The 26,005-nt window shown below is 71.8% G+C and carries 23 protein-coding genes; 11 read left to right on the top strand and 12 right to left on the bottom strand.

What is annotated here, in order from left to right:
* The first annotated feature begins 72 nt into the window (after positions 1-72).
* Positions 73-696 carry a TetR family transcriptional regulator gene (locus H7344_RS21105; RefSeq protein ID WP_186345352.1) on the top strand — a complete coding sequence of 208 codons (624 nt, stop codon included), beginning with the start codon at positions 73-75 and terminating at the stop codon, positions 694-696.
* Between the two features lie 70 nt (positions 697-766).
* On the opposite strand, the gene H7344_RS07305 is transcribed toward H7344_RS21105, so the two are convergent.
* Entirely contained in the window at positions 767-2,416 is a 1,650-nt protein-coding gene (locus tag H7344_RS07305) for a class I adenylate-forming enzyme family protein (protein ID WP_186345351.1), read from the bottom strand.
* Positions 2,417-2,579: 163 nt separating this feature from the next.
* Between H7344_RS07305 and H7344_RS07300 the strand changes: the two genes are divergently transcribed.
* Positions 2,580-3,824 (top strand): NAD(P)/FAD-dependent oxidoreductase, encoded by a 1,245-nt coding sequence (locus H7344_RS07300; protein WP_222130345.1) that lies wholly within the window; start codon positions 2,580-2,582, stop codon positions 3,822-3,824.
* 100 nt (positions 3,825-3,924) lie between these two features.
* Here H7344_RS07300 and H7344_RS07295 read toward each other — a convergent pair whose 3' ends face one another.
* The gene (locus tag H7344_RS07295) at positions 3,925-4,593 is read right to left on the bottom strand and encodes a TetR/AcrR family transcriptional regulator (protein WP_186345349.1); all 669 of its coding nucleotides are present in this window, start codon (positions 4,591-4,593) and stop codon (positions 3,925-3,927) included.
* Between the two features lie 204 nt (positions 4,594-4,797).
* Here H7344_RS07295 and H7344_RS07290 point away from each other — a divergent pair, with 204 nt between their 5' ends.
* Genes H7344_RS07290 through H7344_RS07265 form a run of 6 tightly spaced genes read left to right on the top strand, consistent with a single transcriptional unit; the run spans position 4,798 to position 11,925 of the window.
* Complete coding sequence (locus tag H7344_RS07290) at positions 4,798-6,420, top strand: ABC transporter substrate-binding protein (protein ID WP_186345348.1); 1,623 nt, start codon at positions 4,798-4,800, stop codon at positions 6,418-6,420.
* A complete protein-coding gene (locus H7344_RS07285) occupies positions 6,417-7,373 on the top strand; it encodes an ABC transporter permease (protein WP_222130344.1) in 957 nt (318 codons plus the stop codon). Before H7344_RS07290 ends, H7344_RS07285 begins: the two co-directional genes overlap by 4 nt.
* On the top strand, positions 7,366-8,496 hold the full coding sequence (locus H7344_RS07280) for an ABC transporter permease (RefSeq protein WP_186345347.1): 1,131 nt from the start codon (positions 7,366-7,368) through the stop codon (positions 8,494-8,496). The genes H7344_RS07285 and H7344_RS07280 overlap by 8 nt, the downstream gene beginning before the upstream one ends.
* Positions 8,493-9,509, top strand: a complete 1,017-nt coding sequence (locus H7344_RS07275; protein ID WP_229707061.1) for an ABC transporter ATP-binding protein — start codon at positions 8,493-8,495, stop codon at positions 9,507-9,509. The genes H7344_RS07280 and H7344_RS07275 overlap by 4 nt, the downstream gene beginning before the upstream one ends.
* Complete coding sequence (locus H7344_RS07270; protein WP_186345346.1) at positions 9,506-10,504, top strand: oligopeptide/dipeptide ABC transporter ATP-binding protein; 999 nt, start codon at positions 9,506-9,508, stop codon at positions 10,502-10,504. The genes H7344_RS07275 and H7344_RS07270 overlap by 4 nt, the downstream gene beginning before the upstream one ends.
* Positions 10,501-11,925: an amidase gene (locus H7344_RS07265; RefSeq protein ID WP_186345345.1), complete on the top strand. Its 1,425-nt coding sequence runs from the start codon at positions 10,501-10,503 to the stop codon at positions 11,923-11,925. The genes H7344_RS07270 and H7344_RS07265 overlap by 4 nt, the downstream gene beginning before the upstream one ends.
* Before the next feature lie 196 nt (positions 11,926-12,121).
* Here the strand turns inward: H7344_RS07265 and H7344_RS07260 are convergent, their stop codons facing one another.
* The 4 genes from H7344_RS07260 to H7344_RS07245 all read right to left on the bottom strand — a co-directional run bounded on the left by H7344_RS07260 (position 12,122) and on the right by H7344_RS07245 (position 15,921).
* A complete protein-coding gene (locus H7344_RS07260; RefSeq protein WP_222130343.1) occupies positions 12,122-12,610 on the bottom strand; it encodes a VOC family protein in 489 nt (162 codons plus the stop codon).
* A gap of 82 nt (positions 12,611-12,692) precedes the next feature.
* Positions 12,693-14,312 carry an AMP-binding protein gene (locus H7344_RS07255; RefSeq protein WP_186345344.1) on the bottom strand — a complete coding sequence of 540 codons (1,620 nt, stop codon included), beginning with the start codon at positions 14,310-14,312 and terminating at the stop codon, positions 12,693-12,695.
* A gap of 54 nt (positions 14,313-14,366) precedes the next feature.
* Positions 14,367-14,522 carry a hypothetical protein gene (locus tag H7344_RS07250; RefSeq protein WP_186345343.1) on the bottom strand — a complete coding sequence of 52 codons (156 nt, stop codon included), beginning with the start codon at positions 14,520-14,522 and terminating at the stop codon, positions 14,367-14,369.
* A gap of 175 nt (positions 14,523-14,697) precedes the next feature.
* Positions 14,698-15,921, bottom strand: a complete 1,224-nt coding sequence (locus tag H7344_RS07245) for a PP2C family protein-serine/threonine phosphatase (RefSeq protein WP_186345342.1) — start codon at positions 15,919-15,921, stop codon at positions 14,698-14,700.
* A 261-nt stretch (positions 15,922-16,182) separates the two neighbouring features.
* On the opposite strand from H7344_RS07245, the gene H7344_RS07240 reads away from it, so the two are divergent.
* Positions 16,183-17,520 (top strand): ATP-binding protein, encoded by a 1,338-nt coding sequence (locus H7344_RS07240; protein ID WP_186345341.1) that lies wholly within the window; start codon positions 16,183-16,185, stop codon positions 17,518-17,520.
* A 490-nt stretch (positions 17,521-18,010) separates the two neighbouring features.
* On the opposite strand, the gene H7344_RS07235 is transcribed toward H7344_RS07240, so the two are convergent.
* The gene (locus H7344_RS07235) at positions 18,011-18,322 is read right to left on the bottom strand and encodes a TraR/DksA family transcriptional regulator (RefSeq protein ID WP_186345340.1); all 312 of its coding nucleotides are present in this window, start codon (positions 18,320-18,322) and stop codon (positions 18,011-18,013) included.
* Positions 18,323-18,476: 154 nt separating this feature from the next.
* Positions 18,477-18,635 carry a hypothetical protein gene (locus H7344_RS07230; protein ID WP_186345339.1) on the bottom strand — a complete coding sequence of 53 codons (159 nt, stop codon included), beginning with the start codon at positions 18,633-18,635 and terminating at the stop codon, positions 18,477-18,479.
* A gap of 529 nt (positions 18,636-19,164) precedes the next feature.
* Between H7344_RS07230 and H7344_RS07225 the strand changes: the two genes are divergently transcribed.
* The gene (locus tag H7344_RS07225; protein ID WP_186345338.1) at positions 19,165-19,827 is read left to right on the top strand and encodes a nitroreductase; all 663 of its coding nucleotides are present in this window, start codon (positions 19,165-19,167) and stop codon (positions 19,825-19,827) included.
* A 501-nt stretch (positions 19,828-20,328) separates the two neighbouring features.
* Positions 20,329-21,114, top strand: coding sequence for an SDR family NAD(P)-dependent oxidoreductase (locus tag H7344_RS07220; RefSeq protein ID WP_186345337.1), 786 nt, complete (start codon positions 20,329-20,331; stop codon positions 21,112-21,114).
* Between the two features lie 40 nt (positions 21,115-21,154).
* Here the strand turns inward: H7344_RS07220 and fdxA are convergent, their stop codons facing one another.
* From fdxA to H7344_RS07200, 4 genes are read right to left on the bottom strand one after another with little or no spacing between them, the layout of a single operon-like run.
* Positions 21,155-21,475, bottom strand: a complete 321-nt coding sequence (fdxA, locus tag H7344_RS07215; RefSeq protein ID WP_186345336.1) for a ferredoxin — start codon at positions 21,473-21,475, stop codon at positions 21,155-21,157.
* 10 nt (positions 21,476-21,485) lie between these two features.
* Entirely contained in the window at positions 21,486-22,928 is a 1,443-nt protein-coding gene (locus H7344_RS07210) for an MFS transporter (RefSeq protein ID WP_186345335.1), read from the bottom strand.
* Positions 22,921-24,009, bottom strand: coding sequence for a 2-oxoacid:ferredoxin oxidoreductase subunit beta (locus H7344_RS07205; RefSeq protein ID WP_186345334.1), 1,089 nt, complete (start codon positions 24,007-24,009; stop codon positions 22,921-22,923). The genes H7344_RS07210 and H7344_RS07205 overlap by 8 nt, the downstream gene beginning before the upstream one ends.
* Positions 24,006-25,955 carry a 2-oxoacid:acceptor oxidoreductase subunit alpha gene (locus H7344_RS07200; protein ID WP_186345333.1) on the bottom strand — a complete coding sequence of 650 codons (1,950 nt, stop codon included), beginning with the start codon at positions 25,953-25,955 and terminating at the stop codon, positions 24,006-24,008. The genes H7344_RS07205 and H7344_RS07200 overlap by 4 nt, the downstream gene beginning before the upstream one ends.
* Positions 25,956-26,005 lie beyond the last annotated feature (50 nt).

The following is a 26,005-nucleotide window of genomic DNA, read 5'->3' as shown; positions in this document are numbered from 1 at the left end:
TCATCGGTAGCGTGACCCACGCCACGTGGCGCCGAGCCGGAGGATGGAGCCACCGTCCACCGAGGGAGAGCCGTGCCACGAGTCGCTGAGGACCGGCCGCCGGCCGAGCCGACGTCACGCGAGCAGAAGGAGCGGTACGCCCGCATCCTCCGTGCCGCCGCCCGCCACGGGGCGGCCAAGGGCCTCGAGCGCGTGCAGATGCACGACATCGCCAAGGACGCCGGCGTCGCGATCGCCACGCTCTACCGGTACTTCCCGTCGAAGACCCACCTGTTCACCGCCCTGATGCGCTCGCAGGTCGAGCGGCTCGCCGCGATGACGGTCGAGCGGGTGCCCGATGAGTCCCCGGCGGAGGGGATCGCCCGGATGCTGGTGCGCGCCGGGCGCGAGCTGCTCGAGCGTCCGCTGCTGGCCCACGCGATGATGCAGTCCAACAACGCGACCGTCGCCCAGACCCCCTCGGCCGGCGTGACCGAGGTCTTCATCGACCTCATGCTCGACGCCGGCGGCATCACCGACCCGACCCCGCACGACCTGCGGCTGCTCGGGATCCTCGAGCAGGCGTGGTACGGCATGATCATCTCCGCGCTCAACCGCGGCACCGACCCGCGGGAGCTCGAGGAGGACACCGCCCTCGTCGTCTCGCTGGTCGTCGGCGCCCGCGAAGCGGGCAGCCGCACCGGCGACGCCGCCTGACGGCTCGCCGACAGCAGGAAGGGCCGCCCCCCACGTCGGGGGCGGCCCTTCGTCGTACCGGTCCTGCCGGTCAGCGCTCGAGCGCGACCTCGCGGCGCACGACCTTGCCGGTGGCGTTGCGGGGGAGCGGGTGGGGGGTGAGCTTCCAGCGGGTCGGCACCTTGAAGTACGCCAGCTGCTCGGAGGCGTACGCCGCCAGCCGCTCCTCCAGGCCGTCGACTGCCGCGCCCGGCGCCGGGACGACGACCGCCCCGACCTCCTGGCCCAGGTCCGGGTGGGTGACGCCCATGACGATGCACTCGGCGACGTCGGGGTGGTCGGTGAGGACGCCCTCCACCTCGGCGGGGTAGACGTTCTCGCCGCCGCGGATGATCAGGTCCGAGCGCCGGCTGCTGAGGCTGACCCGGCCCTGCTCGTCGAGCGTGCCGAGGTCGCCGGTGTGCAGCCAGCGGCCCTCGCGCAACGAGCTCGCGGTGGCGACGTCGTCCTTCCAGTAGCCGAGCATGTTGTAGGCGCTGCGCACGCAGATCTCGCCCTCGACGCCGGCCGGCACGGGCTGCCCGTCGGCGCCGCGAACCTCGAGCTCCACCCCGACGATCGGTCGGCCGAGCGTGCCGGGCGTGTCCGCCAGGTCCATCGGCGTGGCGACGGCGACGGCCGTGCACGACTCGGTGAGCCCGTAGCTGTCGACCAGCGCCGAGGCGAACGGCAGCCCGGTGCGCAGCCGCTCCTTCAGCTGGGGCGAGGACGGCGCGGAGGCGAGGGAGAAGGCGCGCAGCGAGGAGGTGTCGTACGCCGACAGGTCGGCCTCGAGCAGGCGGCCGGCCATCGTCGGCACGGCGCCCCAGTTGGTGACCCGGGCCTTCTCGACGAGCCGCATCACGGGGTCGACCTGGAACGAGCCGAGGTGCAGGGCGACCTTGCTGCCGGTCGCGAGCCGCGGGGCGACCAGGTTGTGCAGGCTGCCGATGTGGAAGAGCGGCATGACCAGCAGGTAGGACCGGTCCCGCGGGTCGGTCGGGTCGCCGAAGGCGGCCATCAGCGCGTCGCTCATCCGGTGGTACTCGATGACCGAGCACAGGTTCCGGTGCGAGTGGGTCGCGCCCTTGGGCCGCCCGGAGGTGCCCGAGGTGTAGAGGATGACCGCGGGGTCGTCCTCCGCGACGTCGGCCGAGGGCAGCGGCGCGTCGGGGTGCGCGGCCGCCAGGCGGCGTACGTCGTCGAGGCCGAGCACCGGGACGGGGGAGTCGGCCAGGAGGGCCCGCCGCTTGTCGTCGGCGACCACCAGGACCGGCTCGGCGTGCTCGAGCCCGTAGCCGAGCTCGCGCGCCGACCACCAGGCGTTGAAGCCGACGGCGATCGCGCCCATCGAGGTGACCGCCCAGAAGGTGAGGATCCACTCGGTGGTGTTGGCGGCGGCGATGGCGACGCGGTCGCCCTGGCGCACGCCGTGCTCCTCCCGGAGCGCCTGGGCGAGCGAGGAGACCTGGGCCGCGTGCTTGGCGAAGGAGAGCTCCTCCTCGAGCGAGACGATGAAGGGGCGGTCGCCGTGCTGGACCGAGTCGGCGAGGACCTCGTGCAGCGCGCGACGACGGTTCGCGAACAGCGTCACCGGCGCGCCCAGCACCTCCTCGCGGACCAGCTCGAAGGGCGCGCCCGGCCCCGTGAGGCCGGCGACGACCTGCTGCGCGGCGAGGCGGGGATCGGTCTGCGTGGTCATGCGCTCTCCTGGCGAGGACTCGTGGTGCGGGTGACCCGGGCAGTCTGGTCCACGTGGTGACGCGGGCCACAGCGTCCTACCGATGAGCGGGACGGCGACGGTCCCCGGTCGACGACGGCGGCCACGCTGGCGCGCGTCCGCCCCACTTCACCCCGGAGACGCCGTGCCCGACGACCACCCGCCCCTCGCCGGGCGGCCCGACCAGCCGTACGACCTCGCCGTGGTCGGCGCGGGTCCGCTGGGGTCCGCGACCGCCCGGCACGCCGCCGAGTCCGGCGTCCGCGTGCTCGTCGTCGGCCCGGACGAGCCGGGCGACCCGGCGACCCATGAGGGGACGTGGGCCGGCTACTACGACCAGGGGCGGCTCTGCCACGTGCTCGAGGTGCCGCTGGTGACCTCGATGCTGGCGATGCGCAGCCGACGGCGCTTCGCGGACCTCGCCGCCCGCACCGGGATCGACTTCCTCACCCCGACCCACTCGGTCACGGTGCTGCCCGGCGGTGACGGCGCGGGTCCCTCGCTGTGGTTCGACCGCGAGCTGCTGGCGCGCAACGCGGTCGACCTCGGCGTGGAGGTCGACCACCTCGACGAGGAGCAGCTGGCCGCGGCGTACCCCTCGCTGACCTTCGAGCCCGGCCACGGCGCCCTGCGCGAGCGCGACGCGGCGATCCTGAACCCGCGGGCGCTGGTGCGGGCGGAGCTGGCCGCGGCGGTCGCGGCCGGTGCGGAGCTGGTGCGCGACGAGGTCGTCGGGACCGAGCGGGTGGGCGACGCCGTCCGGCTGAGCACCCGCGGCGGCCGGACCGCACTGGCCGATCGGGTCGTCCTCGCCACCGGCGCCGCGACGAACGCCACCGGGCTGCTCGACCGGCCGCTGGTCACCCCGACCTACGGGGCGACGGTCGTGCTCACCGAGGTCGCCGGCCCGGACGCCGTCGACATGCCGACGATGATGATGATGAAGGTCCGCGACGGCGAGCGGTTGTACGGCGGCATCGTGATGGCGCCGGTGCAGTACCCGGACGGCCGGTGGTACCTCAAGACCTCCGGCGACAGCCTGCTCCGCCACCCGCTGCACAACCGCGAGGAGATCGCGGCGTGGACCCGCACCGGCGGTGACCAGGCGGACCTGGCGGAGACCCGGGCGCTCCTCGACGAGCTCCTGCCGGAACTCGAGGTGCTGTCGATGCGGACCCGGCCGTGCCTGGTCTGCGCGACCCCCTCGGACCGTCCCTACATCGACTGGGCCGACGACCGCACCGTCGTGGTCGTCGAGGGCGAACGGGGTGCGATGGCGGCCGACGAGATCGGCCGACTGGCCGCGGGTCTCGCGCTCACCGGCCGGTGGAGCGACCCCTTGCCGCACGAGGTCTTCGCGGCCGCGTGGGCCGAGCCGGTGCCGGCATGAGCCGCGAGCGCACCGCGATCGTCCCGCCCGGGCACGAGGACGCGTACGCCCCCACCTCCCACCTCGAGGTGCGCGCGACGGCGTACCTGCCGGCCGGCAGCTAGTCCTGGTCCCCGGCCTCGTCCCCGTGGTCGTCCGGTGCGGCGACGAGGGCGACCAGCATGTCGACGACGTCGGCGAGCACCTGCGCAGTGGTGCCCGCGACCAGGCCGCCGTCGTCCTGCACCAGGGTCAGCTCGTGGTCGGCCAGCAGCCGGAGGCTGACGCGGGAGACCCAGCGCATCCGCCGGTCGAACGTCGCCTGCGAGACCCCTGGGAGCGTGGCGCGGAGCCGCTGGACGACGAGCTGGTAGGTCGGCGGGTGGAACTCCCCGACCTGCCAGGAGCCCCGCAGTGAGTAGTGGTCGGTGGCGTTCGCGAGGAACCGCAGGTAGTGGGTACGCCGTGGCTCGCCGGCCGCGCTCTCGACGAGCGGGTGCACCAGCAGCCGCACCAGCGAGCGCACGTCCGCGGGTCGGCCGTCGAGCTCCTTCTCCAGCGCGGTGAGCAGCTCCGCGCGGCGGGCGTCGATCTGCGCGGAGCGCAGCTGCACGATCGCGTCGACCAGGCCCTGCCTGGACCCGAAGTGGTACTGCGCCGCGGAGTTGTTGCGCTGCCCCGCCTCCTGCCCGACCCGGCGCAGCGACACCGAGCCGAGGCCCTCCTCGGCCACGAGCCGTTCGGCGACCTCGATCATCCGTCGCCGAGCGTCGCGGTTCTCGTCCTCCACGGGGTCATCGTCGCGCGTCGGGGCGCGGGCCTCCGCGTCGGCCCGGAGCCGCCCGCCGGCGGTGGAGCAGACAGCTGTCTTAGATCCGCCCGTTGAGTGGGACTGGCCGCCGAGTGACCCAGCGCACAGCCCCTAGCGTCCGGCGCAGCACGGTGCACGGGCGGTCCGAGCACCTCCCGCACCACCCCGATCCGGAGGAACGACATGAAGTTGCACCAGGGTGTCCTGGCCCGTCTCGCCGTCACCGCTGTCACCGGCGCCCTGCTCCTCACGGGGTGCGCGTCCGACGACGGCGAGGAGAAGGACTCGCAGAGCGGGAGCGCCGAGGTCGACCGCGGTCGGTACCAGTTCGGCGTCATCGGTGACCAGCCGGAGGCCGGCGAGCCGGTCGAGGGCGGCACCCTCGACTTCGCCGACTACGGCGAGATCCGCAGCCTGAGCCCGGCGGTCAGCTACGCCACCGGAGCCTCCGGCGGCGGCGCGATGCTCGCGGTCTACGACACGCTGATGACCCTCGACACCGAGACCCAGCAGTTCGAGCCCAAGCTCGCGGAGTCCCTCGAGAGCAGCGACGACCTCAAGACCTGGACGCTCACCCTGCGCGAGGGCGTCAACTTCTCCGACGGGACGCCGCTGGACGCGAAGGCCGTCGTCGGCAGCATCAACTGGTACATGCAGAACCAGGGCGTCGACACCGCCATCCTCGGCCCGAACCTGAAGAACATGGAGGTCGCCGACGAGCGCACCGTCGTGTTCACGATGAACGAGGCGTGGGCGAAGTTCCCGGCGATGCTGTCGCAGGCCGTCGGCATGATCGTCGCCCCGGCGGCGTACGCCGGCGAGGAGTTCACGCCGATCGGCGCGGGCGCCTTCGTCTTCGGCTCCTACAAGCCCGCCGAGGAGCTCATCCTCAAGGCGAACAAGGACTACTGGGACGGCGCCCCGAACCTCGACGCCATCCGCTTCTTCTGGCCGCTCACCGACGAGTCCAAGCTCGACGCGCTCGAGGACGGCAGCGCCGACGTGGCGTTCATGCGTGACCCGAAGGTCGTCGACGAGGTCGTCGAGGCCGGCATCGCGGGCAACCTGACGCTCACCAGCTTCGGCAACACCATCTCGATCAACAACCGCGAGGGCTACCCGGGTGCCGACCCGCGCGTGCGCCGCGCGATCGCGCTGGCCTACGACCCGGAGCTGGACTACCAGCGGTCGTACGACGGCAAGGGCCTCCCGGGCAAGGAGATGTTCCCGCCGGAGTCGAAGTGGGACACCAGCGAGGCCGCGCTGCCCGTGGACCTCGAGGAGGCCAAGCGTCTCGTCGAGGAGGCCAAGGCCGACGGGTTCGACGGCGAGATCACCTACCTCGACGGCTCCGACCCGACCTCGCGCACCCAGGCCGTCGCGATGAAGGCGATGCTCGAGCGCGTGGGCTTCAAGGTGAAGACCGACCTGGTCGCCTCGATCGCCGACCAGACCTCCCGCGTCTACGTCGACCACGACTTCGACCTGGCCCGCGGCGCACTGTCGGCCGCCGAGTCCGACCCGTACCACCGCATGAACAGCGAGTTCAACTCCGCCAGCTTCGGCAACGCCACCGGCTACGCCTCGGAGGAGATGGACGGCCTGCTGGCCGACCTGCGCGCCGCCGACAGCGACGAGGAGATGAAGGAGGTCCTCGACAAGATGCAGGCGCTGCACAACGAGGACGTCCCGAACGTCGTCTCCGGCGCCAACGCCGCCATCCACGCGTGGAACGAGAACGTCTACGGCGTCGAGCTGGGTGCCGAGTACATGCCCGACTTCTCGGACGCCTGGCTGGTGCAGTGACCCGCAAGCTGGCCCTGCGGGTCGGTGAGCTGGTCCTCGTCCTGCTGATCGTCTCCCTCGGGGTCTTCTCCCTGATGGCGCTGCTGCCGGGCGACCCGGCGGTGGCGATCCTCGGCGCCGGTCAGCCGCCCGAGGCGTACACCGAGCTGCGCCAGCAGCTCGGGCTGGACGAGCCGACGTTCAGCCGGTACCTCGACTGGCTGGCGTCGGCGGTGCAGGGGGACCTCGGCCGGTCCGTGGTCCCCCCGCAGTCCGAGGTGGTCGACCGGATCGTCTCGGCGCTCCCGGTGAGCCTCCAGATCGCGGTGATGGGGCTGGTGATGGCAATGGTCATCGCCGTCCCCGTCGCGATGTGGTCGGCCTACCACGAAGGCGGCAAGGTCGACCGGCTCATCGGGGCCGGCACCTTCGCCCTGCTGTCCGTGCCGAGCTTCCTGGCCGGCCTGCTGCTCATCATGCTGGTCGTCAACGGGACCGGCTGGTTCCCCCGGTCGGAGTGGGTCCGGCTGGGGGAGGGCGACCTGCTCGGCAACCTGCACCACGCGTTCCTGCCGGCGCTGACCGTGGCCCTCGCGGAGCTGGCGATGTTCGCCCGGGTGCTCCGCGGCGACCTGATCACCACGCTGCGCGAGGACTTCATCCTCGCGGCCCGCGCGAAGGGGATGCCGCCGCTGCGCGTGCTGTTCTCCGACGCGCTGCGACCCTCGTCGTTCTCGCTGGTGACGCTGATGGGCCTCAGCCTCGGCCGGCTCATCGGCAGCACCGTGATCGTGGAGTACCTCTTCTCCCTGCCCGGCATGGGCTCCCTGGTCGTCAACGCCGCCAACCAGGGCGACTTCCCGATGGTCCAGGGCGCGGTGCTGGTGATCGCGGTGCTCTACGTGCTCATCAACGCCGGCATCGACCTCTCCTACGGCTACCTCGACCCCAGGACGCGACGTGCCCATGTCTGAGCTCACCCAGCCCGAGGCCCCGTCGTCGGCCGGGGCCGAGGACACCCCGGTGCGCGGGGCGGAGCCGCCGGAGTCCGCGGCGCTGGCCCCCGCGGCCGCGACCGACGCGCCGGTCGCACGCCCACGGCGTACGACGGTCCTCCTCGGCGCCGGCCTGGCCGTCGTCGGCCTCGCGCTGCTCGTGGTCGGCCTCCTCGCCCCGCTCGTCACGGTCGCGAAGCTGGCCCTGGTGCTGGTCGGCCTGCTGCTGGCCGGTGCCGGCGGGTCGCGCCTCGGCCGGGCCGTCGCGGGCCCCGGCTTCGACCTGACGTACTGGCTCGCGATGGCGTGGCTGGTCCTCCTCGTCGGGGTGGCCCTGCTCGCGCCGGTGCTGCCGTTCGCCGAGCACGAGGACGTCGCGAGCACCCTGCTCGAGGAGCCGTTCACGCGCCCCGACCTGACCTCCGAGCACCCGCTCGGCACCAACGGCTTCGGCCTGGACCTGCTCGCCCGCTCCGTGTACGGCGCCCGCTCGTCGTTGCTGATCGCGCTCAGTGCCGTGGTCATCGGCACGGTCATCGGTGGTGCGATCGGCCTGCTGGCCGGTTACTTCCAGAAGAGCGTGGACCGCGTGGTCGGCGTGCTGACCAACTCGCTGCTGGCGGTGCCGCCGCTCATCCTGCTCATCGCCCTCGCGACGGTGCTGGAGCCGAAGCTGCGCAACATCGCCTTCTCCCTGGCGCTGCTGACGATCCCGAGCATGGTGCGGCTCGCCCGCGCCACCACGATGGCGTACGCGAACCGCGAGTTCGTGGTCGCGGCGCGCGCCCTCGGGGCGACGCGGGGCCGGATCATGCTGCGCGAGCTGCTGCCGAACGTGCTGCTGCCGATCGTGTCGCTGGCGATCGTGATGATCTCGATCCTCATCGTCGCCGAGGCGTCGCTGAGCTTCCTCGGCCTCGGCATCCAGCCGCCGGCCCCCACCTGGGGGAACATGATCGCCGAGGGCGAGGGCGACGTGTTCCAGGAGCACCCGCAGATCGTCCTGGTGCCCGGCGCCTTCCTCTTCCTGACCGTGTTCGCCTTCAACCTCGTGGGCGAGAAGGCCCGCGCGCGTTGGGACTCCCGGAGCGTGAAGCTGTGACCGCACCCCTGCTCGAGGTCGACGACCTCCACACCACCTTCCGGACCCCGCGGGGCGCCATGCGCGCCGTCGACGGGGTGTCGCTGAGCCTCGCGGCCGGCGAGACGCTCGGCATCGTGGGGGAGTCCGGGTCGGGCAAGTCCGTGCTCGGGCGGACGATCATGGGGCTGATCACCAACGGCCCCGCCACGCAGGTCACGGGGTCGGTGCGGCTGGCCGGCGTCGACGTCCACGGTGTCAAGCAAGCGAGGCGGCGCGAGCTGTGGGGCACCACGGTCGCGATGGTCTTCCAGGACCCGATGACCTCGCTCAACCCGGTCAAGCGGGTCGGGCTGCACCTGACGGAGAGCCTCCGGCTCCACCGGGGGCTCAGCAAGGGCGCCGCCCGCGAGCGCGCGGTGGAGCTCCTGCGCCAGGTCGGCATCCCGGAGCCGGCGCGCCGGGCCGGGCAGTACCCCCACGAGCTCTCCGGCGGCATGCGCCAGCGCGTCGTCATCGCGATGGCGCTCGCCTGCGACCCGCAGCTGCTCATCGCCGACGAGCCGACCACCGCCCTCGACGTGACCGTGCAGAAGCAGATCCTCGACCTGCTCCAGTCGCTGGCCGAGCGGCTCGACATGGCCACGATCCTGGTCAGCCACGACCTCGGCACGGTCGCGGGTCGCACGGACCGGGTGGCGGTGATGTACGCCGGCCGCGTGGCCGAGTCCGCCGCCACCGACGCCGTCTTCGGCACGCCGCGGCACCCCTACAGCCAGGCGCTCATCGAGTCGATCCCGAGCATCGAGAGCCGGCCGCACAGCCTGCTCGCCACCATCGAGGGTTCGCCGCCGAACATGCTCGCGCCGCCGGCCGGGTGCCGCTTCGCGGCCCGCTGCCGGTACGCCGTGGACCGCTGCCGCGTCGAGGCGCCGGCCCTCGAGCCGCGTGGTGCGGCGGCCGGCTCGGTCGTCGCCTGCCACTTCCCGTTGACCGCGCCGCTGCAGCACCAGCGCCAGGAGGTCGGAGCATGACCGTCACCGAGCAGGCCGCACCGGCCCGCACCCACGCCTCCACGTTGACGGCGACCGACGTGGTCGTGGAGTTCCCCGTCGGCCGCGGCCAGAAGGTGCACGCCGTCTCCGGCGTCAGCCTCGAGGTCCCGCCCGGCACGACGCTCGGCATCCTGGGCGAGTCCGGCTGCGGCAAGTCGACCATCGGGCGGGCGCTCATCCAGCTGCCGCCGCCCGACTCCGGCAGCGTGCGCCTGGGTGACCTGGAGCTGACCGAGCTCGGGTCCCGCGACCTGCGCCGGGCCCGCGCCCGGATGCAGATCATCATGCAGGACCCGGTCTCGGCGCTGAACCCGCGGCGCAAGGTCAAGGACCTGGTCTGGGAGGGCCGCTCGATCTGGGGCCACGACGGGGAGACGCCGAAGGACGTGCTCGTCGACGACATGCTCCGCTCGGTCGGCCTGGACCCCGACGCGGTCCGCGACAAGCACCCGCACGAGCTCTCGGGCGGCCAGTGCCAGCGGGTCTGCATCGCCCGCGCGCTGATGATGGACCCCGAGGTGCTCATCTGCGACGAGCCGGTCTCCTCGCTCGACGTCTCGGTGCAGGCCCAGATCCTCAACCTGCTGGAGACCAGCGCCCGCTCGTTCGGCCTGAGCATGGTCTTCATCGCCCACGACGTGTCGGTGGTGAAGAACATCAGCGACCAGGTGATGGTGATGTACCTCGGCAAGGCCTGCGAGGTCGTGCCCTCCGACGAGATGCACCGCACCTCGGTGCACCCCTACACCCGGCTGCTGCTCGCCTCGATCCCCGGCGAGCCGCAGGACCACCCGCACGCCCAGCAGGTCTCGGTCGAGCTGCCCTCGCCGCTCGACCCGCCCTCGGGCTGCCGCTTCCGCACCCGCTGCCCGATCGCGACCGACCGGTGCGCGGCCGAGGAACCGCGGATGCGCGAGATCGCGCCCGGCCACACCGTCGCCTGCCACCACGTGGCCGTCGGGGCCGACGAGTGACCCCCACGACCGACCTCGCAGCCCTGGACGCCACCGGTCTCGCGGCGGCCGTCGCGGCCGGAGAGGTGTCGGCCCGCGAGGTGGCGGAGGCGGCGATCGCCCGCCTGGAGGACGGCGACGCCCGGCTCGGCGTCATGGTGAGCACCCGCTACGAGGAGGCGCTCGCCGAGGTCGACGCCGGGCTGCCCGACGGTCCGCTGCGCGGCGTACCCGTCCTGGTCAAGGACCTCGGCACGTACGTCGCCGGGCTGCCCGCCACGGGCGGGTCGCGCCTGTTCGCCGACGCCGTGGCCGACCGCGACTCCGAGGTCGTCACGCGCTACCGGCGGGCCGGGATGGTGGTGCTCGGCACGACCAAGACCCCCGAGCTCGGCCTCAACGCCAGCACGGAGCCGCGGTGGGGCGGGCCCACCAGCAACCCGTGGGCGCCGCACCGGTCCCCGGGTGGGTCGAGCGGCGGGTCAGCCGCGGCCGTCTCGGCCGGACTGGTGCCGGTCGCGCACGCCAGCGACGGCGGCGGGTCGATCCGCATCCCCGCCTCGGCGTGCGGCCTCCTGGGCCTCAAGCCGAGTCGCGGTCGAGTCACCACCGCCCCGTCGACCGCCTCGCTGTCGAACCTCGTCTCGGTGCACCACGCCGTCACCACCACGGTCCGCGACAGCGCGCTGCTGCTCGACCTGACCGCGGGTCCGCTGCCCGGCGACGCCTTCGCCGCACCGACCCCGGCCGGCTCCTACGTCGAGGCTGCGCGGAGCGACCCGGGGCGGCTGCGGATCGGGATGTACACCACCCTCGCCGACCGCGAGACCCACCCCGCGTGCGTCGCGGCCGCGCTCGCCACCGCGCGGCTGCTCGAGGAGCTGGGCCACGAGGTGGTGCCGATCGACGCGCCGTACGACGCCGCCGAGGTCGCGGCCCGGTCGGGCCTGGTCATGGGCGCCCACCTGGTCGTCACCGTGCAGGACCGCCTGGCCGAGCTCGGCCGCGACCTGCGCGAGGACGACCTCGAGCCGTTCACCCGGATGCTCCACGACCACTACGGCTCGCTGTCGGCTGCCGACCTCAACCGCGCGCTGCGCTACCTCCAGGAGGTCGGCTGGCAGGTCGGCGCGGCCTTCCGCGACCACGACCTGCTGCTCACGCCGACGCTCGCGCAGCCGGTCCCGCCGCTCGGGCTGCTCGACACGACCCGGCCCGAGGCGATCTACGAGCACGCGGCGACGTACTCGGGCTTCACCAGCGTCTTCAACGTGACCGGGATGCCGGCCGTGTCCGTGCCCGCGGGCCTGGACGCGACCGGCGTCCCCCTCGGCGTCCAGCTCGCGGCCGACCTCGGCGGCGAGGGCCTGCTCCTCGCCGTGGCCGGCCAGCTGGAGCAGGCGCGGCCCTGGCCGCGTCACGCCCCCGCCTTCGCCGGTTGACGCGTCCGGACGGTCGGTCACCGCCTACCCGATGTTGGGGATGCGCCGGCGGCGGTAGTGGGCGCACGCTGGTGTCAGAGACCTGCCCGCCGGCTGTAGTGGGGTTCCACGGCGACGCACGCCGACGCCCGCCCCTACACCCGCTCCCGCTGCTGGCCTGCACGGACGTGGGACTGCGGTCGGCGGGCGGGTCCCGTCACGAGGCGCCGTCCGCCGCCCGCTCGAGGGCAGCGACGTCGATCTTGCCCATCTGCATCATCGCGTCCATCGCGCGGCGGGCCCGCTCGGGATCGGCGTCGTCGAGCAGCTCGTTCAGGCGACGGGGGACGACCTGCCACGAGAGCCCGAACCGGTCCTTGAGCCACCCGCACGGGCCGGGCTCGCCGCCGTCGGCGAGCAGGTCGTCCCACAGCCGGTCGACGTCCTCCTGGCCGTCGCACTCGAGCACGAGCGAGATCGCCTCGGAGAACCGGAAGTCCGGCCCGCCGTTCAGCCCCTGCACCCGCTGCCCGGCGAGCGTGAAGTCGACGACCAGCACCATGCCGGCCGGGCCCGAGGGCGTCTCCGACGGGCTCAGCCAGACCTTGTCGACGTGGCTGTCCGGCAGGCGAGCGGCGTAGAACTCCGCGGCCTCCTGGGCGTTGCCGTCGAACCAGAGGCACGGGTACATGTCGAGCTGGGTCATGGTCCCTCCCGGGATCGAGGTGGGCGGGCGGTCGAGCGACCGTCCCTCACCTACGACCTGGGAGGGTGGTGCGAGTCATCGGTCAGGCGGGCGTCGGCGCGTGGTCGCGGGCGACCTCCTTGGCCCAGCGGTAGTCCGCCTTGCCGGCGGGGGTGCGCTTGACCTCCGGCACGACGACCAGGTCGCGAGGGACCTTGTAGCCGGCCAGCGACTCCCGGGCATGGCGCTGGACGTCCTCGAGCTGCGGCTCGCGGCCCTCCCGCGGGGAGACGACGGCGGCGACCCGCTCGCCGAGCCGGTCGTCGGGGACCGCGACGACGAGGACGTCGGCGATGTCGGGGTGGCCGTGGAGGACGTTCTCGACCTCCTCGACGTAGACCTTCTCGCCACCGGTGTTGATGCACTGCGAGCCGCGGCCGAGGAAGACGATCGAGCCGTCGTGGTCGCGGTAGCCCATGTCGCCGAGCACCGAGCAGCGGCGGCCGTCGGGCAGCGTGCGGAAGGTGCGGGCGGTCTTCTCCTCGTCCTTGTAGTAGCCCTGGGGGACCGGACCGAGGCGGGCGATCAGGCCGACGTTCTCGGGGCCGGCCGGCACCTCCGCGAGGGTGTCGTCGACGACGAGCATCTTGTCGGTGGCCGGCACGCGCAGGTTGCCGTTGTCGTCGAGGGTGATCTCGCCGTCGTTGCCGGACTCCGAGGCGCCGAAGTTGTCGCGCTGCATGGCGTTGGGCGCGAGCTCCTTGAACCGGTCGCGGCAGGCCTGCGACCAGATCGCGCCGCCGGAGGTGACCATGAACAGCGGCGAGTAGTCGACCTCGTCCTTGCGCCGCTCCATCTCGTCGGCGAGCGGCATGCCCATCGCGTCGCCGACGATCAGCAGGCTCTGCAACCCGTCGTTCGCGATGCCGTCGACGATCCTCGCCGGGTCGAAGTCGCGGAGCATGACCAGGCGACCGCCGAAGATGAAGTAGAAGAACATCGCGTACGACGCCGCGCCGTGCATCAGCGGCGCCGCGATGAGGAACGAGATCGGCGGCATCGCCTGGGCGGCCGTCGCGATCGCCGCGAGGTCCGGGTGCGCGTCGCCGTAGGGGTTGCCGCCCGAGAGCGGCTTGTGGAAGAGGTCGTCGTGGGTCCAGACGACGCCCTTCGGGTAGCCCGTGGTGCCGCCGGTGTAGAGGATGTAGTGCTCGTCCCCGGTGCGCTCCGCGAAGTCGCGCTCGGTCGACTGGTCGCGCCAGCCCGCGAAGTCCACCAGGTCCACGTCGCGCTCGCCCGCCGCGGCCACGAGCGCCGCGTCGGCCTGCCCGACGACGTACACGGTGCGGACGTGGGGGAGGCGGTCGAGGATCGAGGCCAGCACCTGCTGGTGCCCGGCCTCCTCGACGACGACCGCGACGCTGTCGGAGTTGGTGAAGAGGTACTCCAGCTCCGCGGCGGTGTAGCGGTAGTTGACGTTGATCGGGACCGCGCGGACCTTGAGCAGGCCGACCATCGCGGTGACGTGCTCGACGCAGTTCTTGAGGAAGATCGCGACGTGCTCGCCGGGCGCGACCCCGGAGGCGGCGAACAGGTGGCCGACCTGGGTCGCCTCCCGGTCGAACTCGGCGTACGTCAGGGAGCGACCCTCGTAGGTGAGGGCCACCCGCTCGGGCACGGCATCGGCGACGGTCTCGAAGACGGTGGCGAGGTTGAACTTCATGCCTGGGCACGTTAGCCAGGATTTCGGCTCCCGTGAGCCGTATCACCCAAGAATTTAGAACGTGTTCTCGTTCTTCCTGGAGGGGCGGTCGCACCACCTCGCGCCGGTCCAGCCGGTCGGTCCGGTCGCATACAGCCGGCTGATCATGTGGTTGACGTAGGCGTCCTTGACGTCCTGGGGCGCAGGCAGCGAGGCAATGCTCTGCTCCACCCAGCCCTGGTCGATGACGGTCGTTCTGTTGTGCGTTGCGGCTGTCGAACGAGCGCGCGAGGTGCACATGCGGCTGCCAGACGACTACGGCAGGACCGGCGTCCGGATGCCGCCACGAGGCGTGGGAGGTCGCTGCGGTGCGACAGTGCGTGCTGCCCATCGGGCACAAGCGCGGTCAGGTTTGCGGTGCGAGGGGGCGCCGTACGACCGCTAGAGCAACGTCGTCCTCGACGCTGTCATCGCCGAGGCCCTCCGAGATCATTCGGGTGCACGCTGTCTCAGCGTTGTCTTCGGCCAGAAAGGCGCGTCGAACGAGTCGCAGGCGCTCCAGATACGGGTCCGTGCGTCGATAGTGGTCTCGCCGACGCTCTACGAGGCCGTCCGTGTAGAAGGCGAGTGCGGCTCCGGGTGGGAGTGATACTGCCGCTTGATCGCGCGGGCGCTCGGGGTCGACGCCTAGAAGCACGCCGGCCGGTACGTCAGCCGCGATGGCGCAACGCTCACCCGGTCGTGCTACCAGCGGGGCGGGGTGGCCGGCGCTGGCGATGGTGACGCTGTCGAATGGTGGTTGGGTGACGGCGTAGACGACGGTCGCGGTGATGCCTGGTTCGAAGTGGGTGAGCTTGCGGTCCAGACGTTGCAGCACTTCGGCTGGGTCGTCGTAATCGAGTGCATAGGCGCGCAGGGCACTGCGGAGTCGACCCATGGCGACGGCCGAGGCGAGGCCATGCCCCTCGACGTCGCCCATGACTATCCCGACCTTGCCCCCCGGGAGCTTGAACACGTCGTACCAGTCACCGCCGAGGTCGCCGTCAGCGGGCAGGTATCGGACCGCGACGTCGAGGCCGTCGATCGACGGTGGTGCGCCGGGCAGCAGGCTGCGTTGCAGAGCTAGCGCCGCCAGATGTGCGTCATCGCGGGTTCGAGCGGACAACCTCTGTCCGAGGTCGTGAGCCGCAGCCTTGAGCCGCTCGGTGTCTTCGAGTGTGAGCGGACGGGGCGTACGCCATCCTGCATGCAACACGCCCAGCAAACCTCGGCTGCCGAGGACCGGAACGCCCAGGAGTTGTCGTAGGCCGAAGTCTCGGAGGACCGGATTGAGCACCGTCTGCTCGTTGACATCCTCGATCAGGATGGGTTCGACCGTGGCCGCCACGCGGCCGGCGAAGCCAGACCCGACCGGGACATGGGTCGCACCTCGCCATCTGCGGCCGAGGCCGGCGGACGCAGCTGGCTCCAGGACGGTGCCTGAGCGATCGAGCAGCAGCAAGGTGGAGGTGTCCGAGGCCATCAACACGCGCACGCCTTCGATCAGTTCTTGGACTGACTTGCCGTCCACAAGGATCGTCGGCGCTTCTTCGAGCACCAGACGGGGCGGCGGCGAACTCCCTGACTGCATCGCGCGCTCATCGTGGCACAGCGGGACCCGGAGGCGTCGCGCTGCGGCCGGCTGTGTGGCGAGAGCCTTAACCGATCAGGCGCGCAACGAACCGGCAAGGTGTCGGCGCTGCTGCTGAACAGTGTGTCGGGGTACATCCCACCCGGGCGGTGGCGCGACATCGTCGCAGTGCTCCTGCGAAGATCTCGCCCGCGGGCGCGTGGGGCGCCGGCTCTGCGGTGAGGGAGAAGCGTGCGGCCAGAAAGCGACGAGCGTCGCCCCGTGAGCGGGGCAGACGGCCTAGCACCGCCCGCTCGGACGAAGGTGGACGCTCCGGTGGCGCTTTCTAGTGGCGTCACCTTGCGTGGGGACGTGCGCGGCGTGGGGATCGCACGCCAGATGCTGATTGACCTGATGGCCCGCAGCAGCACCCAGGCATCTGCGAGCGACGCCGCCGTAGCGCTGTCCGAGATCGTCACCAACGCGCTGGTACATGCCGGCGGCGAAGTGACTGTGCGGGCGTGGTCGGCGGCGACGGGGACGCGAGTCGAGGTGATGGACAACAGCACGCATCTGCCCGCCCGGCGTCGCTACTCCAACACCGCAGGCACCGGACGCGGACTCACCATGGTCGAGGGCCTCACGGACCGATGGGGCGTCGTTCCACACGGCACGGGCAAGATTGTCTGGTTCGAGATCGGACAACTCAGCTACACCGGCGATCACAGCGTCGGCGTCGAAGCGCCGGCCGCCACCCCCGGTGCCGGTGCCGATGCCGAGGCAAGCGCGGTGACCTTGCGGCACGCGCCGCTACTGATGCATTGGGCCTGGCAGGAACACGCCGCTGCGCTGCTTCGCGAGTATCTGCTGCACGTGCTGACCAAGGACGACACGATCCTGGACAAGCACGCCGAAGCCAGCGCAGCGATGAGTCTCCTCGGCGAGCAGATGCCGACACCGGACCTGCCAGAAGAGGTCGACGCGCTGATGGCGGGCGCCCTGGAGCCGGACGTAACCGCGGACGAAGTGATACTTCGGATCCCTGCTGAGGCGGTCAAGCAGTTCGCCACTCTGGACGACCTCTTGCGCCGGGCCATCCGCGCGGCACGGGCTGGCAGGTTCCTGGGCCCCCCGACGCAGCCCGAGATCGAGGAAATGCGCTCATGGCTCTGTTCGGAGGTGGCTCGGCAGACCAGCGGCGACACGACGGCAACACCGTGGCTGGCAAGGACCGACGTTCGGGCGACCCTGGCTGACCAGGCCGCGTTGACCGAAACCTACGCAGGTTTCGCAGCAGTCGACGAACCACTGCTGGCTACCGACGAGGCCAGCATCATCGTCGCCGTCTCAGAGCCTGCCTTGCGTCTGCTCCGCTACGGCAGGGCTGAAGACCTCCTCGGGCGGCGGGTGCTCGTAGTGGTGCCAGCGCGGTACCACCAGGCGCACATCGCCGGCACCACTCTCAATGCGACGAACGGTCGCGATGTCCTTCTCGGTATTCCGTTGGAAGTACCCATGGTCCGCGCCGACGGCTCAGAAGTACCGGTTCACATTGAGGTGCGCCCCGAACGGCTGGACGAGGGGCGCCGCGTCTTCGTGGCGCGGTTCCGAGCCGCCTGACTGGCCCCTCGGGTGGATGACGCGACAAGTCCCGCCGAGCAGGGGCGGCACCGCGCTGGCAGAGCGGCCCGCCACCCGATGACAACTGTTGCGGCGGAGTTGCAGGCTGCCCGGCGGCGACGGTCGCGGAGGGTGAGCGGCCCCTCGCAACGGGAAGTCGGCCTCGTACCAAGCGCGGTAGTCGGAGGCACGGCCGGCTCACGATGAACGACGTCGCCGCCCGCGTCCGCGCCTACCGCGACGCCGACACCGAGATCGGCATCCACGCCCACGAGAACCTCTCGCTGTCGGTCGCCAACTCCGTCGTCGCGGTCGAGAGCGGCGTACGCCACGCTCGCCGGGCACGGCGCCGGCGCAGGCAACTGCCCCCTCGAGGCGTTCATCGCCGTCGCCGACCTGTCCGGGTTCGGCTGCCTGACGCGCCTGGCCCGTCCGGCTCGTCGACGCAGGGACCGGGCTCGCCTACCAGGTCGAGCCCGGTCCCTACGCCTCAGACGCTGCTCCGTGCGCAGGTGTCGCAGCAGTCGACCCAAGGGCGCCGACGCAGGTCCAGCAGCGCGAGGAGCCGGCCGCAGGCCACGCACTCGCCGTACGTGCCGGCATCCATCCGGTCGAGGGCCTCGTGCACCTGGTCGAGGATCCGCCGGACACTGGCGCGGTGAGCGGCCTGCACGGGATCCTCGTCGAGACCGGCCGGGGACAACGACGTGAGCTGCTGCGTGCGCTGGTACGCCGCGCGGAGCAGCTCCGAGCGCAGCTCGTCGAGGTACTCGCGCTGCGCACCCGTCGGCTTGAGCGTCATGCCGCTCACCTGCCCGGCTGAGTGGTCGGGGCCTGCGAGGACGGAGTCGGGTGGATGGACATCGGGACGGGCATGCGGGTGCTCCTGGGTAGCCGAGGACGGCGCACCGACGACACCGGTGCGCTGGGGGCGTGGACGCCTCGAGGCGTCGGAACTACGCGGGAGGGGCGCGGTCGACGCTGCGACGCAGGACGTCGAGCCCGCGGATGCCGCGGGCGACCTCGCTGAGCGCGATCGCGAGCAGGGCGGCGCCGGACGGCACGTGCGACGGCTCCGCCGTCGCCACCTGCGCCCGCATCAACCGCCCGACCATCCCCGCACCATAGGCCGCGGCACGGGGGAAGGCCATTCGTTCGAACCGGGGTGGGGGGCGGGCGTCACCGCGCCCGCGCAGCTCCGCGCGGACGCGATCGCCACCCCAGGGAGGATCCTGACCCGACGACGAAGAACACCCCCGGAGGTCCGAAGACGTCCGGGGGTGTTCCTTGCTGGCCGTGGCCGGTCCTCGTGCGCGGGCGTCGCAGGTCAGCCGGCCGCGGGATCAGATGTCGTAGTAGCACCGGAACCATCAGGTCACGGCCATGTCTCGGCGCACGTTCGTGCAGGTCAGAATGGGTTCGCGACCATACGCCTGGACTCGAGGGGCGTCCAGAGGGTCGTTCTCGAGTGCCCAGTTGCGGAAATCAGGAGGAACTCGCTCGATGCGCAGCAGCCCGGGATCGAGCCGACTTGATCACCAACGACACGTGTGCCACAAGCTCCGCGGAGGCCGAGCGGGTCGCCATGTGCCGCGGGACTGGTTCGGCGCCGAGGTCCTTCGAGGCGGCTGAGAGGATCGCGCCATGGATCTCGCTGACGTCCTCTCCACCCGCCACAGCTGCCGCGCCTTCCGCAGCGACGAGGTGGACGCCGACATCCTGGACCGCCTCTTCACACTCGCCCAGCACACTCCGTCGTGGTGCAACACCCAGCCGTGGCACGTGCACCTGGTCTCCGGTCCGGCGATCACGCGGTTCTCGACCGAGCTGACCGACCACGTCTTGTCCGGATCACGACGTGCCGACCTGGGAATGCCGGCGGGCTACTTCGGGGTCTACGCGGAGCGGCGTCGCGAGTCCGGCCACGCGCTCTACGAGGCCGTCGGCGTCGCCCGCGACGACAAGCCCGCCCGACGCGCGCAGGCGCTGCTCAACTACACCTTCTTCGGAGCGCCGCACGTCGCGGTGATCACCACCGACCGCGACCAAGGGACCTACGGCGCCATCGACTGCGGCGGCTACGTCGCGACACTCACAAACACCGCCACCGCCCTCGGGCTCGGCTCGGTCGCCCAGGCCGCCATTGCGATGTGCTCCGACAAGGTCCGCGAGTTCCTCGACCTCCCCGAGGACCGGCTGGTGGTGTGTGCCGTTTCCCTGGGATACCCAGACCTCGAGCACCCGGTGAATGGCTTTCGGACCTCCCGCGCACGGATAGAGGACGTCGTCACCCACGTGCGCGACTGACGCGGCCGTCCCGGCACGCCGGTCTCAGAGCGGTCCGGCTGCGAAGGCCCCGGAATCCCGAGATCGTCCTCTCCCGCGTGATTGGCCGCCGCCCCGGATCCGGGCCGACACCGAGGTCGGCATGGGCGCGCTTCGAGGCCGCCGCCGATAGCGGATATGCTTATCATGGATCAAGAAGTGGAGGGCACCCGCACCAGGTCGAAGGCCTCACGGCCAACCTGATCGCGATCAACCGGCGCCACCAGGCGCACGCCGGCGTCCGCGTCACCGACGTCTGAGCGAGTCCTCCTCTCGCGTCCGTTCGCCGGGTCCGTCCTCTGGCTGGTCATCGGGAGCCGGCGGCGGGAGGACGTCGAGCAGGCGCGCAACCACTTGTGAGGTGAACGTAGACATGACCACCACGCGTCTCATCCGTCTCCGGAGGCCTTCTGGGGGAAGGTCGTACGACGTCGGAGAAGCGCACCAGAGGGCCCGTCTCGACGCGGCCGCGGCGGTGACGGCATGAGCACCGTCCTGGTCACCGGCGGCGCCCGCGGCATCGGCGCCGCCATCGCCGCCCGGCACACCGGGGTCGGCGACACCGTGCTGGTCACCGACGTCGACGACGACGGCGGAAAGCGGCTCGTCGAGGAGCTCCGGTCCGCTGGCGCGGGAGCGGCGCACTACGTCCGCTGTGACGTCACCTCCGAGGACGACGTCCGGGCGGCCGTGGCCCACGCCGAGCAGCACCTGGGGCCGCTGGACGTCGTGTACGCCAACGCTGGCGTGGTCGGGGTCACGGGCTGCCTCGAGACCCATTCCCTCGAGGACTGGCGGCGGACGATGGACCTCCTGCTGACCAGCGTCTTCCTCACCGTCCGCGAGTCGGTGGCTGTGATGCGGCCCCGCGGGTGCGGCGCGATCGTCTGCACCGCCAGCGTCGCGGGCGTGCGCGGCGGCCTCGGGCCGCACGCCTACACAGCCGCCAAGCACGGCGTGGTCGGGCTCGTGGAGTCGGTCGCGGTCGAGGTGGCCCGGTACGGACTGCGGATCAACGCCGTGGCCCCCGGTGGCGTGGTCAGCTCGCTCTCCGCGAGCCTGATGACCGGCGAGGAGGACGACCTCCAGGTCGCCTACGACCGGCTCGCCGCGGCGTCGGCGAGCGGGATGCCGACCACGTCGGCGGACGTCGCCGACGCCGCGGTCTTCCTCGGCGGGCCCGGCTCGTCGCGGATCAACGGCACCACGCTGGTGGTGGACGGCGCCGACTACGTGCCGTCGCAGAAGGGTCTCTCCTACTATCGGTGAGCCGCCGGGTCCCGACGACGGACCCGGCGGCCCGGCGCGCTCAGTCCTCCTGCGGCGGCAGGGCGGCGACCAAGGGGTGGTCCTTGTCGGACACGTCGGTGCGGGCCGCGCCGCCGGGGGAGCCGACCTCGTCGAAGAAGCCGACGTTGGCGGTGTAGAACTCCTTCCACTCCTCTGGGACGTCGTCCTCGTAGAAGATCGCCTCGACCGGGCAGACCGGCTCGCATGCGCCGCAGTCCACGCACTCATCGGGCTGAATGTAGAGCATCCGCTTGCCCTCGTAGATGCAGTCGACGGGACACTCGTCGACGCAGGCGCGGTCCTTGGTGTCGACGCACGGCTGGGCGATCACGTAGGTCATCGGTACTCCTTCAGGCGGTGGTGGCGGACTTGCGGGGGATCAGGACGAGGCTGAGCAGGGCGGTGGCCAGCCAGAGGCCGACGTTGGCCCAGACGGTCAGGCGGAACGCCTCCGCGTAGTCGGCACGGCTCGAAGCCAGGAGCGCGAGGATCGAGGTGGCCAGCGAGCTGCCGGCCGCGAACCCCAGGAACCGGAGCAGCACGTTGAACGACATCGCGCTGCCGGTCTCCTGCATCGGGGTGGAGCGGAGCACGAGCCCGGGCATCGCGGCGAAGGTGAAGCCGCTGCCGACCCCGGCCAGCCCCATCACCACGGCGACCACCCACACCGACTCGTGCGAGAGGGCGAAGAGCGCCGTGGCCGCGGAGTAGAGGGTCGCGCCGACGGGCAGCACGAGGTCGAGGCCGATCCAGTCGCCCAGGGCCGTGCTGAGCCGGCTGCCGACGACGCTGAGGACGGCGTACGGCGTCAGCACCAGGCCTGCGACCGTCACCGGCTGGCCCAGGCCGAAGCCGGTCGAGGTCGGCAGCTGCACCTGGATCATCACCAGGGCGATCAGCATGTAGACCGCGACGCCCGAGGTGAGGGCGGAGATGTTGGCCGGCAGCACCTGGCGGTGCCGGGCCAGCCGCAGGTCGACGAGCGGGCTGGGGTGACGCAGCGTGCGCCAGACCCACAGCGCCAGAGCGATCACGCCGCCGCCGACCAGCCCCCAGACGACGGGCGAGTCCCCGCCTAGCACCGGGGCCTGGGTGAGGGCGAGCAGGAGCAGCAGGGTGCCGGCGCTCAGCAGGGCGGCACCCAGCCAGTGCACGGTGTCGGCGCCCGTGGTGTTCGCGCCCGGCACGGTCCGCCAGGCCAGCAGCAGCGTCGCCAGGGTGACCGCGAGCGCCCCGCAGTACGCCGTGGGGATGCCGGCCGTCTGGGCGATCCAGGCGGACAGGGGGTAGCTGATCCCGGCGCCCATCGTCGTGGTGACCGAGAGCAGCGCCAGGGCCGCGCGGGCCCTGGCCGGGGGGAGGTTGTCCCGCGCCGCGGCCAGGGCCAGCGGGAGCAGCCCGATCCCGACGCCCTGGAGCCCCCGTCCCACCACCAGGCCCGCGAACCCCGTGGGCAGTGCAGTGAGCACGAGGCCCGCCGAGACGACCACGAGGCTCGCGAGGACCACGGTGCGGCGCCGGCCGGTCCCGCCGAGCCGTCCGAGGATCGGGGTGGCGATGGCGCCGACCAGCATCGGCCCGGTGAGGATCCACTGCGCGCTGCCGAGGGAGACGTCGTGCTCGACCGCGACCATCGGGACCAGCGAGCCGCCGAGGCTGCTGATCACGGAGGTCGAGGTGGTGAGCATGACGAGGGTCGCCAGCAGCAAGGGGTGCGCCGACGGGCGCTCGGTGGTCAGCGTCGCCGCGTCGCGGTCCTCCGCCGGAGCCAGGAGTGGGTCCAGGTCAGGCATCCACGGTCCACACGTCCCCGCCGTCGATCAGGGCCTGCAGGTCGCCCTGGCCACCCGACAACGCGACCTGCTCGCGGGCCTGGTCGTCGTAGGTCGGCCGTAGGACCTGGCGGAAGATGCCGATGGGGGACTGGTTGAGGTAGCCGGAGTCGGTGAGCCGGCTGATGGCGAAGGCAAGGGTGGGGTCGGGGTTGTGGGCGTCGTGGACGAGGATCTCCTCGGCCGCCACCTCGGAGACCTCCGCGACCCGCACGCCGCCACCGGAGTCGCGCACGAGGCACTTGTGGCCCTGGCCGTCCTCCAGGGTCGCGCCGAAGCGGATCTGCTCGCCGTGGACGAGCGGGATGATGGCGTCGGCCTTGGTGTCGGGGTTCTTGATGGCGTCGAAGGCGCCGTCGTTGAAGATCGGGCAGTTCTGGTAGATCTCGACCAGGCTGGTGCCGCGGTGGGCGGCGGCGGCGGCGAGCACGGAGGTGAGGTGCTTGCGGTCGGAGTCGATGGTGCGTGCGACGAAGGAGGCTTCGGCGCCCAGGGTCAGGGAGACGGGGTTGAAGGGGTGGTCCACCGACCCCATGGGGGTGGACTTGGTGATCTTGCCGGCCTCGGAGGTGGGGGAGTACTGCCCCTTGGTGAGGCCGTAGATCCGGTTGTTGAACAGCAGGATCGTCATGTTGACGTTGCGGCGCAGCGCGTGGATCAGGTGGTTGCCGCCGATGGAGAGGGCGTCGCCGTCACCGGTGACGACCCAGACCGAGAGGTCCTCGCGGGCGGTGGCGATGCCGGTGGCGATCGACGGCGCGCGGCCGTGGATGGAGTGCATGCCGTAGGTGTCGAGGTAGTACGGGAACCGGCTGGAGCAGCCGATGCCGGAGACGAACACGATGTTCTCCCGGCGCAGGCCGAGGTCGGGGAGGAAGCCCTGGACGGCCTTGAGCACGGCGTAGTCGCCGCAGCCGGGGCACCAGCGGACCTCCTGGTCGGAGGTGAAGTCCTTCCCGGTCTGCTTGGTGTCGGCTTGGGGCACCAGCGCCGTCCCGAGGACGGGGGTGGACAGGTCGGTGACGGTGGTGTGGGTGGTCATCGCAGCGCCTCCTCGGCGGTCAGGACGTCGGCGGTGCCGGGCTGGGTGATGCCGAGGTCGGCGAGCGACTCCAGCAGGATCTTCTCCATCTCCTCGGCGCCGAAGGGCATGCCGCGCACGTTGGTGCGCGACTCGGCGTCGACGAGGTACTTCGCCCGCAGCAGCAGGGAGAGCTGGCCGAGGTTCATCTCCGGCACGACGACCTTGTCGTAGCGCTTGAGGATCTCCCCCAGGTTGCGGGGGAACGGGTTGAGGTGGCGCAGGTGGACCTGCGCGACGTCCAGGCCGCGGTCGCGCACGCGGCGCACGCCGGCCCCGATCGGGCCGTAGGTCGAGCCCCAGCCAATCACGAGCATCCGGGCGGCGCCCGACGGGTCGTCGACCTCGAGGTCGGGCACCCGGACGCCGTCGACCTTCGCCTGGCGGGTGCGGACCATGTAGTCGTGGTTGGCCGGGTCGTAGGAGATGTTGCCGTGGCCGTCGGCCTTCTCCAGGCCGCCGACCCGGTGCTCCAGGCCCGCGGTGCCGGGCGGGGCCCACGGCCGCGCCAGCGTCTCGGGGTCGCGCAGATAGGGCCAGAAGTCGGCTGTCTCGGTCTCCTCGCCGGTCTTGGCGTCCTTCGCCGTCGAGACGTGGTTGGGCCCGGTCGCGAAGCCGGCCTCGATCGGGGGCAGCGCGGCCACGTCGGGCAGCCTCCAGGGCTCCGAGCCGTTGGCGAGGTAGCCGTCGGAGAGCAGCATCACCGGGGTGCGGTAGGTGACGGCGATCCGGCAGGCCTCGACCGCCGCGTCGAAGCAGTCGGCGGGGGACTGGGCGGCGACGACCGGGAGCGGCGCCTCGCCGTTGCGGCCGAACATCGCCTGGAGCAGGTCGGCCTGCTCGGTCTTGGTGGGCAGGCCGGTGGACGGTCCGCCGCGCTGCACGTCGACCACGACCAGCGGCAGCTCGAGCATCACGGCGAGCCCCATGGCCTCGGCCTTGAGCGAGACGCCCGGCCCCGAGGTGCTGGTGACGCCGAGGTGGCCGGCGTACGACGCCCCGATGGCCCCGCCGATCCCGGCGATCTCGTCCTCGGCCTGGAACGTGGTGACGCCGAAGGCCTTGTGCTTGCTGAGCTCGTGGAGGATGTCGGAGGCCGGGGTGATCGGGTAGGCGCCGAGGAAGACGGGCAGGTCGGCCAGCCGGCCGGCGGCGACCAGGCCGTAGGAGAGCGCCAGGTTGCCGGTGATGTTGCGGTAGCGGCCCTTCGGCGCCTCGGCGGGCTTGACCTGGTAGGAGACCGCGAACGCCTCGGTGGTCTCGCCGAAGTGGTAGCCGGCCTTGAAGGCGGCGATGTTGGCGTCGCGGACGTCGGGCTTCCTGGCGAATTTGGTCGAGACGTAGTCGATCGTCCCCTCGACCGGGCGGCCGTACATCCACGAGAGCAGACCGAGGGAGTACATGTTCTTGGAGCGGGCGGCGTCCTTGCGGGAGAGGCCGAACTCCTTGACGGCCTCGATCGTCATCCCGGTGAGGTCCAGGGCGTGCACCTGGTAGTCGGCCAGGGAGTCGCCGTCCAGCGGGTTGTCGGCGTAGCCGGCCTTGGCCAGGTTGCGGGTGGTGAAGTCGTGGGTGTCGACGATGATCACGGCGCCCTTGCGCAGGTCGTCGACGTTGGCCTTGAGCGCGGCCGGGTTCATCGCCACCAGGACGTCGGGATGGTCGCCGGGGGTGAGGATGTCGCGGCTCGCGAAGTGGAGCTGGAACGACGAGACCCCGGGGATAGTGCCCTGAGGGGCGCGGATCTCGGCGGGGAAGCTGGGAAAGGTGGCCAGGTCGTTGCCAAAGACGGCCGTCTCCTGCGTGAACCGGTCACCGGTGAGCTGCATCCCGTCGCCGGAGTCACCCGCGAACCGGATGATCACACGCTCGACCTGCTCGATCGGCTTCTCGGGTGTGACAGTCATGGCGCTCCGTTGCTCGCAGGGAAGGTGCCCGTCCGGGAACCCGTTCGTGG

Origin of the sequence: Nocardioides deserti (genome assembly GCF_014266025.1) — a bacterium.
GTDB lineage: Bacteria > Actinomycetota > Actinomycetes > Propionibacteriales > Nocardioidaceae > Nocardioides > Nocardioides deserti.
Note: the sequence above shows the minus strand (reverse complement) of the source record. Positions and strands in the feature narration are given on the sequence as shown.